We start from the raw sequence: 12,426 nt of genomic DNA, 5'->3' as shown, positions 1-12,426 counted from the left end.
TTTTCTGTCTAGATTACGAATCAATTAATTTATATTCAAAATAATCAGGATTAAAATTTCTCTCTTTTAAAAGCTGAATGGCATCTTCTCTTTCTTGTCTTTTACTATGAGATTCCGTCCATATGAGTTTTTTAGTTTCTCTATCATAAATTTCAATAGTAAACATGTGCCACTCAACTCCTTTTCACCCTGGCATAAAATCCTGCATACAACGGGATACCACCATCTGAAGCAACTACATCTCTCAGTTCTTCGAAAGTGATTTCTACATACTCGCCACCAATGACTGTGTTTGTTAATAATTCAATTTGACAGTCCGTATCTAAATCAAATCGCGAACCATCTTGTTTTATTAAATAGGCATCACCGTCATCAACTATTGTTGTACCGATTGTGTAACCATCTAAGCGATCCATCAGGTCCTTATACATTTGATTCCTCCTCCTTCAACTATTTATTTAAGATTTAGCCACTCATCAATCGCATTTAAGTTAAAAATCAAGATTCTCGGAGACGGTCTCTGATGTGGAATCTTTCCCTCTCTAAGCAAAGAGAAAATAGTTGATTCACTTATAGGAGCACCGATTGATTCAAGATACTTGGATAATTCTTTAGCCCCTCGGACGTTTCTCATAAAACCTCACCTCCTAAACACCTAAAATCTTAAGAATATGTTTAATGTGTTCCTGTGCTTTTGGACCGTCTTTGCGCCCATTGATGATGTCAGATAAATATGCATTTGAGATTCCTAGCATTTCAGCTAATTCTTTTTGCTTCAATTTTCGTTTGAATAACTCTGATCTTACTAACGCACCTAAATCATTTGACATGATTGACCCTCCTTCCTACTACCTATCTGTTAACTTGATACAAGATTGGAGTATTTTACAAAAAAAGCGATTTAATTAGCTAAAAAGCATTGACCTTTTTATGCGTATAGTTTAATATATACCCATAGCTAAATAAGACTATTAAAAGCCTGTACTAATACATTTATCTGCTCCCCAGCGTCAAAACTGTATTTTCTTAGGTCGTATTTTTTATTGTCTTTTTTCGCTAACTAAATAGCTTATGTCAGTAATATTAAACTATAAGTATAAAATCGTCAAGTATTTTTATGCTTAAAATTTAATTTTATTTGACTAGCTCTCAAGGATGGTTGATATGATAGTGTTCGAAGCAGTAAAAGAGTTGTGTAAAGAAAGAAGAATTTCTATTAATGATTTAGAAAACGCACTAGGTTATTCAAAAAACACTTTGTATCGTCTAAAAACACAAATACCTGGAGCTGATAAACTTCAAGCTATAGCCGACTATTTCCATGTCTCAACAGATTACCTACTCGGCCGTACGGATGAAAAGTACATCAACGAACCTGAGACAATAGCAGCTCACCATGACGGAGAAGAATGGACAGAGGAAGAGTTGGAGGAGATTGAAGAATTCAAACGTTTTGTGGCTATGAGAAGAGAAGCCCGAAGAAAGAAAGGGGAATAGCCATGTATTTATACGAAACTTTAATGGAGGAATGTAATGGTAAGGATATTGAGGTATATGAAAAGAAAATGAAAAATAAAGGGTTGTATGGTGATAACATTATATGGATTAATAAATCGCTACCAACAAGTACCGAAAAATACAGCATCTTAGCTGAAGAACTTGGACATTACTATACTTCAATTGGCGATATTACTGATCAGTCCAAATTAGTGAATCGTAAGCATGAGAAAAGAGCTCGTGCATGGGCGTTTGAAAAAGCAGTTCCTTTTAAAAAAATTGTACAAGCTCATAAAGAGTCCGTTAAAAATAAATATGAGCTTGCAAAATTCTTAGGTGTTACGGAATCTTTTTTAGAGGGAGCGCTTGATCGCTACAAAGAAAAGTACGGAGATACTGTCGATTACGAAAATTACACAGTTTGTTTTGAACCACTAGGAGTTATAGAGTGGTTTGATAAAAATTTTTAACCACAAAATAGAACATACATTCTTATATTAAGGAGAGGATATGTAATGGCCAGCTATGAAGATTTGGGTTTTGGAAAGTTTAAAATATATGTAGAACTCGGTTATGACGATCGTGGCAAACGTAACAGGAAAACGAAAACTATCACCGCGACTAGCCAGCGTGATCTGAATAAAAAAATGCGTGATTTTGAAATAAATTGTTTTAATAAAAAGGATGAACCAATAGAAAAGATTACTTTTTCCGCTTTTGCTGATCGATGGATTAAAAATCACGTCAATCCTAATCTAGCACTAACCAGTAAAGAAGCGTATGAGTATTTGTTAAATGATTGTGGTGTGAAAGACCACTTTGGGAAAATGAAATTAAAAGATATTAAAAAATATCACATTGTAGAATACCTGGCAAACGAACAAGCAAACAATAAACCGCTCCTACCAAATAAATATATGTTGTTAAAAAGCATTTTCGCAAAAGCGATTGAGTGGGATGTAATTAACACGAATCCATCATCAGGTATAAAGGAGCCAAAGCGAGAAAAGAAAAAGGTAGATTATTATAATGAGGATGAACTGCATCAGCTATTTACTGTGTTAACGAATTGTTATCCTAAGCACCGTATTATGATTAAGCTGGCTGCAATCGGCGGATTAAGACGCGGAGAAATATTAGGGATAAGAGAAGAATCAATTGATTTTGAAAATAATTCAATCTATGTAGATAAGCAATTACGCTATGACAAAAGTAAAAAAGAATTTTATTTAGCATCAGTAAAAAATAAGAAACCTCGTACCGTGTATTTCCCTAAAGAATTTATGGATGAACTGAATAAGTACTACTTACAATTTAAAGCAAGAAGAATGGAAATGGGGAATCTATGGAAAGGAATATATGATGCAGAGGATAACATAATTAATCTATTGCTGGTAAGAGATGATGGATATCCTACTCATTTAAATACGATGCGAAATGAATGGAATAAAATCATTAAGCGTAACGAATTAAAACCTATCACCTTTCATCAATTAAGACACTCCTGTGCTTCTTTAATGGTAAAGAAGGGGATTAACTTTAAAGTAATACAAGAACGCTTAGGCCATGCAAATATAGGAATTACACTTGATCTATACTCCCATCTGGAAGAAGATCAGCATAAAGAAGGAGCTAACGTATTTGAACAATTATTTTGACGTTGGTCACTTTTGCGTCACTTTTACAAATAAACCCCACCAAAAGCCTTTCATATCAACACTTAAACAGCATAGATGTACTATTGAGGCGTTAAGGCTCCCAATAAATACGGTCTGCCTGTGAATAATTTGGTTCTTAGTATTTAAAAATAAACAAACAAAATGCTCCTGGTTTAATAGGCGCATTTCCTCCATCACAAAATTAGCGCCATCTTCAGGACTCCGAATAACATACCTTTCTTGCGGCTTTAATTGATTCATACGTTTACCCAGTTCAATAGCCGCTAAGATCAGCACAGCTTTCACCATACCTATACCTTTAATCGCAGTTAATTCTTCAAATGTTGACTCCCGCAATAAATTTATTCCTTCAAAGTGCATTAGCACACGTTGAGCTAGATCCTGAACAGATTCTTCTCTTGTACCAGTACCTAATAATATCGCAAGTAACTCTTGGTTAGAGACATGGCTTGCTCCTAATTCAATCAATCTCTCTCGAGGCCGATCTTGTTTGGGTACATCTTTCATCGTTACATGTATACTAGTCATCTATTCACCTCAATATGTTTTTTTATACAATTAATAGTACCGAGTCAATGAATAGAAAACAAATCTGCATTTCTCAAATTCAGGGCTTTCTTTATATGTTAAAGATATAAATTTGGTTAGATAAAAACAAGCATTATACAGTTTAACCATATTAAGAATTACTTTTTATTATGTTCTAACGTTTTTTTAAATATTTTGATAAAGTTGCCATACTTCCAATAATTGTAATTGTTTATTTTCTCTACTTTCCCCTTCAGTAATCATGGTAGCAATTTTTTGAATCGAATCTTTCCATGCCGTAACACTCTCTGGTAATCCTTCTGGAGCTGCTTCCAACCAATTTGTCCATACCTCAACTTGTTCAGCATCTGAATCTTGATTAACCGCCTGAACTGTATCCGTCCATAGAGTTGGGAAAGTTTGTAACCATTCTATTACTTGAGGATTAAAAGCTGCGTTACGTTCTGTTGTTGACCATGCGCGTGCATATGCCTCCAACCCTTTTGCCTCCATATCACTTGCAATGGCTTTTGCTCCTTCTTCTGTTGGAGTAATCCCGACAAATAATCGAAGTTGATCTCCTTCGTTCCAGACCATTGCATTATACCCAGAAGCTGCTATTTTATCTTGCCATTCAGTTGCCTTTTCCTTCGTTGAGAATACACCCACCTGAACAACATAAGCTTGTAATGCTTCTAACGTTATACTTTCTCCATCAACAACTTCCGTTTCAGCTCCCGTATTTGTCGAAGTAGCTTCAGAAGAAATTCTATCATTCGTCGCAAGATTATCTTGGTCATCTATTTCAACAAACATCTTTAAAATAATAAATCCTAATATAACACTGATCCCAATCGCACCACATGCAGTAAATATAAAGGCTTTCACAACCGAATTATTATTCTTTTTACTCTTAATCTTTTCAGACGAAGAATCATCAGTTAAATGACTGTTTTTTTCAAAAACATCCACCTCTTCGATCTCCTCTTTATCCAAACTAGCCGCTTCCTCAAACCATGTTGGTCTATCAGATAAATAATCCCGACTATCATTTTTACTATCTTGCTTATTCTGTTTTTTATTATTTATTTTTACAGTGATTTTGTTATTGTTATCCACCCTAATTACCTCGTTTCCTATTACGTTTGGTTCACTCTATCATAATCCAAATGAAAAAGTAGACGAGTTTTGTCAGTACGCGATAGCAATTACCAACATAAACTAGCAAATTATTCGTAATTTCTTTGTAATCAAAAAAACAAGAGGACCATTAATCTTGGTCCTCTTGTTGTTGTTCTGCTTCTTGTTCTTCATCATATTCGAATGTTGGTGTTTCTGTTTGAAGTGCTGTTAGCGTTGGATTGTAAAAGGTAGTTAAACCGACGGAGAGTTCAATACTTCCTTCTTCTACTTGAACAAATTCAATATTATTAATTTCCACTATGCGATCCATGTTAGTTAAATCTGTTAAAAACTGATTCATCTCATCATAATTTGGTGCTAATACTTCCATTTGATAATTTATTTTAGTAAGTTCAGATGTAGCTTCTCCATCTTGATCACTAGCTACTTGATCTTCACTATTCGTCAATAATGTTATAGTACTGTTCGTTTTCTTCTCTATTTCTTCAACAATCAAAATTAGTTGATTAATTGCTTTATCTATTGGGATTTGCTTTTGTAAATCCAATGAATTAACAATTTCATCTTCAAGTTCTTGTTTACTTAAATCCGCATCTTCGATCAATTGATCCTGTTCTGCAAGTTCACCTTCTAAGTACCTTACTTCTTGTTGACTAGGATAAATAAATTGATAATAAGAAAAAAAGGCAATTATAATAACTAGTAAAACTACACCAATCGATAGCAATGAGTAGATACGTGACCATTTAAATATCATTTTAATCAGCCTCTTCCACTAAATAATCTGCATTAATACCAAAATTAAATGTTGCAACATAGTAATCATCTATTTTTTCTAAATTTATTAAATTTACATTCTCTGCATATGTCGACCCATTAATATTTTGACTAAAGTTGGCAGCTTCTGATAATGCATTTAAATGAATACCTACTGTTACACCATTCGTGATAGTAAATGAATAGTTTTCAATAAACGTATCGTTTGGCAAATCAGCTTGGATATCGTCTAATAAAAATAAAGAAGGATAAACAGCAGTTTCTAATTGCTCAATTTGTGCTTTCAATGTCTGTTTTTGTTGTTCGACCATGTTAAGTGTATTAATTTCTGCTATAATTTCAGATTTATCTATTCTTTCTTGTTGTAGAGAAACATATTTATTCTCCAAACTTGTATGGAGAATGAAGAAACTAATACTAATAATAAGTAAACTGACCATAAATATAGCAAGTAGCAAATATAGGGCGGTATTTATCTTCTTTTTTTCAACAAAATTTATTTCTATCATAAGGTGATCCCCTTACTATGAAGTTTAAATAGTCTTCTCTTCACTTTCTTTGTGTTAATCCATATACAGTAGCATATTCTGGTGGTAAGTCACTAGGAAATGCTATAGTTTTAATTGGCAAATTGAAACGAGATGCCAGTGATTCATTTATTAACGACTGCGCTGGAAAATCACCGATTAATAATAAATGAGAAACTTGGGCCTCACCTGACATAATAGAATATTGATAGAAATCCATAAAACGTTCTATCGTTATTAACTGATCATCAATCAGCTCTCTCCACATATCTTCAATTGAATGCATCGAATCTTCAACTAGATTATTAGTAAAAATCATATCATTACTATTCAAATGAATATGGCGATTGAAGATTGGTTTTTGATCATGAAAGACGGTGAGCACTAAGTCCGTTTTAGACCACTGAATCATAAGTAAATGCTCTTCTTTGTTAGCAAGATCCAAATTATAATAAGTCCGATATACCGATAGAAAAGACAAGTCAGCTACCATCAGTTTTACATTTGCTCGTTCAAACACTTCTAAGTAAGCATTTAACCGTTCTTTTGGATATGCAAATAAAAGAATTTTATTGGTTTGTTCTTCTTCTGCAATAACCTCAAAATCTATAACTGGATTTTGAAAAGGCAGTCGAATACTACCTTCTAATTCTAATTCAATATATTTTTTCACTTCATCTTTAGTTAATTGTTTAGGTACTGATTCTTCTCTCATCGTAACAAAAGCATCTGGAACGCAAAATGCGAGGTGCTTATTCCTCCATTTTTTATCTTTAACAACATTTTTAATGATAGTTGTTAACCTTTGTTGATCTATGATTTTCCCATCCTCAACAATGCCATGTTCCAATGGTATTTCCCCATAGTCTTTATTAGCTGTAACGTTTTTTTTAGTGGAAACAAGATATCGAATCATCGTATCATTTATAGCGATGTTTATTCTATCTTTGTTAAATAAACTCATTTGTGTTCATCCTTTAAAAAAATAATGTAATGTACCAATTGATTATTTGACTACCAAAAAAATAAGTAGTTAACGCAGCGATGCAAATAGAGGGTCCAAATGGCACCGGACTTTTACGATTGATTCTTCTAGTAGCCAGTAATAGCAATGTGATAATTGTCCCGAAAATAGTTGCTAGAAAAAAAGTTAGTAGAATTCCTTTATATCCTAACACAATTCCTAGTATAGTGAATAACTTCATATCACCCGCACCCATACCACCTTTACTAACAAGAATGATCAGCGTTAATAATATAAATCCGACTGCTGCACCAGCAATTGAAGACCACCACGGTTCTAACGGATCAATAAAGCGTAAAATAATTAAAAACGGTAGGAAAAACAATAAAACTTTGTTAGGTATTAGCATATAAGTGATGTCAGAAACAACGATAATCACACATAAAGAAGTGAGTATTAGTGCCATTACTAGCTCTAATTGAAACCCAAAAAAATAATAGCTAAAACTGAAAAGGAAAGCTGTAGATAATTCTATTGTAGGATAAAGAGGGGAAATCTTTTCTTTACAGTTTCTGCATTTACCAGTTTGAAACAGATAAGAAAATATCGGAATCAGCTCATACCAATGCAATGTTTTATCACAACGAGGGCAATAAGAACGTTCAGATTCTAAGAAATTATTATTCGGTACACGCAAACCAACAACATTATAGAATGAACCAAATACACTTCCAAAAATAAAAAAGATAACGATATAATAGACTTCCATATTTTTTATCTCCTAATTATGTATAAAAGACCCCTTTGGGAAGGGATCTTTTATATTGAAAATTAATTTTCATTAACCTGATTATGGTGTTGTAGTTGGTTTAGTAAAACTGTATGTCCCACCATCTTTATATATCACTCTTGTTTTGACATAATCTCCATCTTCTAAATAGCCATCATCAATCAAATCCTGTACTGTAGTACTGCTACTCGTAAAATTACCCTCTACATCTGCTAGTCTTGCAGCATCAAGGATTAGTTCCTCTTGTGCCTCAGCAGCATTACTTCTAGCATCTTCAGTTATATTCCCAATTGCAGGAACAGCAATTGCTACAATAATACCTAAAATAACAATAACTGCTAAAAGCTCTACTAATGTAAAACCTTTCTCATTGCGTAACATTTTCCTCATTCTAGTTAACATTTTATTATTCCTCCTCATTTAATTTCTCTTATAAAAAAAGACTCACAGCATAAAGATGGTGTCAGTCGGTTGCACTACTAGCTCAAATTTATCCAAGTGCCCAGATACAGATAAACCTTCATTGCTTCTACTATTCGTTTTATACTAATAGTTCTATTATACTACATTTTTATAACCTGTCTACACTTTTAGATATTTTCAAACAAGCTAAACATAGGTATAACGATCGCTAAAACAATTGCGCCTACGATTACAGCTAAAAACAGAATCATTATCGGTTCAATTAATGACTTTAACTTTTCCGATGATTCATCTAATTCTTGTTCATAAAAGTCAGAAACTTTTTTCAACATCGCATCAATTGAACCTGTTCGTTCGCCTACAACAATCATTTGTGTAATTAATTTAGGGAAAACCCAATGTTTTTCCATAGGCGTGGCTAGTGACTCTCCCTTTTCAAGGGAATCTCTACTTTCACGCAAAACTTGTTTAATTACTTTATTATCTATAACCCGTTCCGTTATCGTAACAGCTTGTAAGATTGGTACAGAACTATTTAACAAAGAACTTAATGTTTGCGTCATTCTAGCGAGTAAAGATTTTTGAATAAACATACCGAATATTGGAATTCGAAGTTTTATGACATCAAATAAATAAGAAATGTTTGGGCGTCGATTTAATAATCTAATCGTCACACCTAATACTAATATTAGTATCATCATAATCCACCAATAAGACTGAACCATATCGCTAATATTTAATATCGCTGCTGTATATGGTGGTATTTCTTGGTCAAAAGATAGGAACATGTCCGTGAAAATCGGTACAATAAATGCAAGTAAAAAAATAGTGATAAATACGGCAACAATACCAACCACAACAGGATAGGTTAATGCAGTTATGATCTTTTGTTTTAACTGGTATTGTTTCTCATAATAAGTAGCCATTCTATCAAGGATTTCATCTAAATTACCACTAATTTCTCCAGCATGGATCATACTGATTAATAATTCAGGGAAAAGACGAGGAAATTCTGCTAATGCATCAGATAGGCCAATTCCTTCTTCTAGATCGTTTTGAATTTGTTGTAGTGCTTTTTTTAGTGGTTTACTTTGTGTTTGATCTTCTAGAATAGAAGTTGTTTCTACTAATGTTATACCGGCATCTATTAACGTCGAAAATTGACGGAGAAAAATAACAAAATCCTTATTCTTTATTGGATTACCTATATAAATATCTTTGTATAAAAATGAGTTCAATTCATTTATCTCAAATAAAATTAGTCCTTGAGACTTTAATTGTTTGATCGCTTCTTTTTCATTCTCGCTACTAATTTTCCCTTTTTTTATCTTGCCATCGACAGATTTCGCTTTATACGCATAATAGTTCATAAAATTCCACCTCTTCCCCCATCATAACTTGAACTAAAAAGTCATATCTTTTAAATACGGAGATGCATGTTTTTGCGTTATAATTCCTTGTTGTATCATCCGTTTTATATCCATCGTCATGGTATGCATACCATACTCTTTAGACGTTTGCATGGTGTTAGGAATCTGATGCATTTTTTCTGATCGAATTAAGTTTTTTACTGCAGGTGTGTTAATTAAAATTTCAGTTGCTGCTGCTCGTCCAAATCCTTTTGCCAAAGGAAACAAGCGCTGCGATACAATGGCCTCTAACACATTAGCAAGTTGAATTCTTATTTGACTCTTTTGGTGGGCAGGAAAAACATCAATAATTCGATCCATCGTTGAGGACGCATCAGTTGTGTGCAGTGTTCCTAGAACTAAATGTCCCGTTTCTGCAGCAGTTATTGCTGTAGAAATTGTTTCTAAGTCGCGCATCTCACCAACTAGTATCACATCTGGATCTTGACGCAAACACGCACGTAACCCTTTTTGAAAACTACTCGTATCGAAACCTACTTCTCTTTGATCGATAATGCATTTGTTATGCTGATACAGATATTCGATTGGATCCTCTAACGTAATAATATGTCGGTTCATTGTTTTGTTCATATAATCAATCATTGCTGCTAAAGAAGTACTTTTTCCACTTCCAGTTGGACCTGTTACCAATACTAACCCTTGTGGTAACCCTGCTATTTCTTTCAATACGTTAGGTAAATCTAAATCTTCAATAGATGGAATCGTAGTTGGAATCGTTCGAATAGCTAATGAGATACAATTTCGCTGAAAGAAAATGTTCATTCGAAAACGTGATACACCCGCAATTCCATGTGATAAATCTAGTTCTCTTTCTTCTATTAATTTAGACCACATCTCTTCAGTTAGAATCGATTTAGCCATTTGTTCTGTATCCGTTGGCTCTAATTTATCCTGTCCATGAAGTTGTAACCGACCGTCCACACGAAAAATTGGTTGTGAACCAACAGTTAAATGAACATCTGATGCTTTTTTATGAAATGCTGTAGTTAATAATTCCTCTAGTCTATTTTCCATGTTTGCTCACCTACTCTTCCGTTGCCACGCGTAATACTTCATCAAATGTGGTAATACCCTGCTGTACTTTTATTAGACCATCTACTAACAGAAATCGCATGCCATTTTGCTTTACATATTCTTTAATATCTGTCATATCAGACTGATTCATCATCATTTTTTTGACTTTATCATCGATTACTAAAAGCTCATGAATTGCTGATCTACCACGGTAACCTGTTGATCTACAACTATCACAACCAACACCTTCGACCACTTCCGTTAAATCTATATTATGACGGCTAAAAATTTCTTTTTCCATTTTAGTTACGGATCGTGATTGTTTACAATCAACGCAAACCTTTTTAACTAAACGTTGAGCCATAACAGCTGATAAAGCAGAAACGACAAGATAAGGCTCAACATCCATATCAAATAGACGAGGAATCGCTGCAATCGCACTGTTTGTGTGTAATGTACTAAAAACTAAGTGCCCCGTTAGTGCTGAACGTATAGCTATTTCAGCAGTTTCACGGTCACGAATTTCCCCAACCATTATTATATTTGGATCTTGACGTAAAATTGAGCGTAACCCTTTTGCAAAAGTAAGACCTACCGCACTATTTACTTGAACTTGATTAATACCTTCCAATTGATATTCAACCGGGTCTTCTATTGTGACGATATTAACATCTTCCTGATTCAATTCATTGATTGATCCATAAAGTGTCGTTGTTTTACCAGAACCTGTTGGACCTGTTAATAAAATTAATCCTGAAGGTTGTTCGATTATTTTTTGATATTTGTCTAAGGTGTCTTTTGAAAAATCAAGTTCTGTCAATGTTTTAAATATATTACTTAAATCTAAAATACGAATAACTATTTTTTCACCAAAAACCGTTGGTAAGGTTGAAATCCGTAAATCGACTGGTTTCGCATCAATGATTAAACGAATTCTACCGTCTTGTGGCAAACGTGTATCCGTGATATTTAATTCCGATAATATTTTCACTCGGGCAATTAAAGCATTTTGTAATCGCTTTGGTATTGTTTTTTCTGTTCGTAACATACCATCAACTCTATATCGAATCATAACCTTCGACTCTGAAGGGTCAATATGTACATCACTCGCTTTTAGCGTTACACCTGTTTGTAATATTTGATCTAATATCCGAATGGCAGGGGCTTCCTCATTTTCAGATTCTTCTTCTGTATAAGCGTCTTCCATGTCATAATATTTATTTATCGCTTGTAAAATATCATCTTTTGTTGCGATTACAGGTTTGATCGTAAACCCTGTTGATAGTTCTAAATCATCAATTGCATAATAATCGAGCGGGTCATTCATTGCAACAGTTAAAATATTCTCTTGTTGTTGAATAGGTAAGAGCGTATTTTCACGTGCTGTTTCTTTTCGAACAAGATCCATTAAACCTTCATCAATTGGAAAACGATATAAAGAAACGCTTGGAATTTTCAAATGTACTTCTAAAACTTCTAATAATTGCTTTTCCGTAATATAGCCCTGTTCAACCAGTGCATCCCCAAGTTTTTGTTTCTCTCGTTTTTGTTCTATTGCCTCAACTATTTGTTGTTCGGTAATTAAGCCATCTTCTTTAAGGACGTCACCAAGTTTCCGTTTATTTCGTATCGCCATTTGACCCCTCTTTTCGTA

Annotated in this window: 16 protein-coding genes, 1 pseudogene and 1 riboswitch; of the genes and pseudogenes, 3 read left to right on the top strand and 14 right to left on the bottom strand. The window is 33.7% G+C overall.

Annotated features, from left to right (window positions below; translation table 11 throughout):
• Positions 1–13: 13 nt before the first annotated feature.
• From D2K62_RS18745 to D2K62_RS09145, 4 genes are read right to left on the bottom strand one after another with little or no spacing between them, the layout of a single operon-like run.
• The gene (locus D2K62_RS18745) at positions 14–166 is read right to left on the bottom strand and encodes a hypothetical protein (RefSeq protein WP_157967875.1); all 153 of its coding nucleotides are present in this window, start codon (positions 164–166) and stop codon (positions 14–16) included.
• Positions 167–173: 7 nt separating this feature from the next.
• Entirely contained in the window at positions 174–431 is a 258-nt protein-coding gene (locus D2K62_RS09155; RefSeq protein WP_117161314.1) for a hypothetical protein, read from the bottom strand.
• A 23-nt stretch (positions 432–454) separates the two neighbouring features.
• Entirely contained in the window at positions 455–634 is a 180-nt protein-coding gene (locus D2K62_RS09150; protein WP_117161313.1) for a helix-turn-helix transcriptional regulator, read from the bottom strand.
• Positions 635–647: 13 nt separating this feature from the next.
• A complete protein-coding gene (locus D2K62_RS09145; protein ID WP_117161312.1) occupies positions 648–830 on the bottom strand; it encodes a helix-turn-helix domain-containing protein in 183 nt (60 codons plus the stop codon).
• 334 nt (positions 831–1,164) lie between these two features.
• Between D2K62_RS09145 and D2K62_RS09140 the strand changes: the two genes are divergently transcribed.
• From D2K62_RS09140 to D2K62_RS09130, 3 genes are read left to right on the top strand one after another with little or no spacing between them, the layout of a single operon-like run.
• Positions 1,165–1,497, top strand: a complete 333-nt coding sequence (locus tag D2K62_RS09140; RefSeq protein ID WP_117161311.1) for a helix-turn-helix domain-containing protein — start codon at positions 1,165–1,167, stop codon at positions 1,495–1,497.
• A 2-nt stretch (positions 1,498–1,499) separates the two neighbouring features.
• Positions 1,500–1,967: an ImmA/IrrE family metallo-endopeptidase gene (locus tag D2K62_RS09135; RefSeq protein ID WP_117161310.1), complete on the top strand. Its 468-nt coding sequence runs from the start codon at positions 1,500–1,502 to the stop codon at positions 1,965–1,967.
• A 45-nt stretch (positions 1,968–2,012) separates the two neighbouring features.
• Positions 2,013–3,155, top strand: a complete 1,143-nt coding sequence (locus D2K62_RS09130) for a tyrosine-type recombinase/integrase (protein WP_117161309.1) — start codon at positions 2,013–2,015, stop codon at positions 3,153–3,155.
• 75 nt (positions 3,156–3,230) lie between these two features.
• Here the strand turns inward: D2K62_RS09130 and radC are convergent.
• The 10 genes and pseudogenes from radC to D2K62_RS09080 all read right to left on the bottom strand — a co-directional run.
• Positions 3,231–3,704 (bottom strand): annotated as a pseudogene (radC, locus tag D2K62_RS09125) (RadC family protein); the annotation flags it as partial.
• Between the two features lie 186 nt (positions 3,705–3,890).
• Positions 3,891–4,823 (bottom strand): SPOR domain-containing protein, encoded by a 933-nt coding sequence (locus D2K62_RS09120; protein WP_117161307.1) that lies wholly within the window; start codon positions 4,821–4,823, stop codon positions 3,891–3,893.
• Positions 4,824–4,974: 151 nt separating this feature from the next.
• On the bottom strand, positions 4,975–5,604 hold the full coding sequence (gene pilO / locus D2K62_RS09115; RefSeq protein ID WP_117161306.1) for a type 4a pilus biogenesis protein PilO: 630 nt from the start codon (positions 5,602–5,604) through the stop codon (positions 4,975–4,977).
• A gap of 1 nt (position 5,605) precedes the next feature.
• Entirely contained in the window at positions 5,606–6,133 is a 528-nt protein-coding gene (locus D2K62_RS09110; RefSeq protein WP_117161305.1) for a PilN domain-containing protein, read from the bottom strand.
• 40 nt (positions 6,134–6,173) lie between these two features.
• Positions 6,174–7,115 (bottom strand): type IV pilus biogenesis protein PilM, encoded by a 942-nt coding sequence (gene pilM, locus D2K62_RS09105; RefSeq protein ID WP_117161304.1) that lies wholly within the window; start codon positions 7,113–7,115, stop codon positions 6,174–6,176.
• Positions 7,116–7,128: 13 nt separating this feature from the next.
• A complete protein-coding gene (locus D2K62_RS09100; RefSeq protein WP_117161303.1) occupies positions 7,129–7,884 on the bottom strand; it encodes a prepilin peptidase in 756 nt (251 codons plus the stop codon).
• Between the two features lie 81 nt (positions 7,885–7,965).
• Positions 7,966–8,307: a competence type IV pilus major pilin ComGC gene (locus tag D2K62_RS09095; RefSeq protein WP_117161302.1), complete on the bottom strand. Its 342-nt coding sequence runs from the start codon at positions 8,305–8,307 to the stop codon at positions 7,966–7,968.
• A gap of 54 nt (positions 8,308–8,361) precedes the next feature.
• A riboswitch (cyclic di-GMP riboswitch) is annotated at positions 8,362–8,442 on the bottom strand.
• Between the two features lie 53 nt (positions 8,443–8,495).
• Positions 8,496–9,698 carry a type II secretion system F family protein gene (locus D2K62_RS09090; RefSeq protein ID WP_117161301.1) on the bottom strand — a complete coding sequence of 401 codons (1,203 nt, stop codon included), beginning with the start codon at positions 9,696–9,698 and terminating at the stop codon, positions 8,496–8,498.
• Between the two features lie 33 nt (positions 9,699–9,731).
• Positions 9,732–10,772, bottom strand: coding sequence for a type IV pilus twitching motility protein PilT (locus D2K62_RS09085; protein WP_117161300.1), 1,041 nt, complete (start codon positions 10,770–10,772; stop codon positions 9,732–9,734).
• 10 nt (positions 10,773–10,782) lie between these two features.
• A complete protein-coding gene (locus D2K62_RS09080; protein ID WP_117161299.1) occupies positions 10,783–12,408 on the bottom strand; it encodes a GspE/PulE family protein in 1,626 nt (541 codons plus the stop codon).
• Positions 12,409–12,426 lie beyond the last annotated feature (18 nt).

Origin of the sequence: Paraliobacillus sp. X-1268, assembly GCF_003426095.1 — a bacterium.
GTDB classification, from domain to species: domain Bacteria; phylum Bacillota; class Bacilli; order Bacillales; family Amphibacillaceae; genus Paraliobacillus_A; species Paraliobacillus_A zengyii.
The sequence above is the reverse complement of the archived record's forward strand: the minus strand, read 5'-3'. Positions and strand labels throughout refer to the sequence as shown.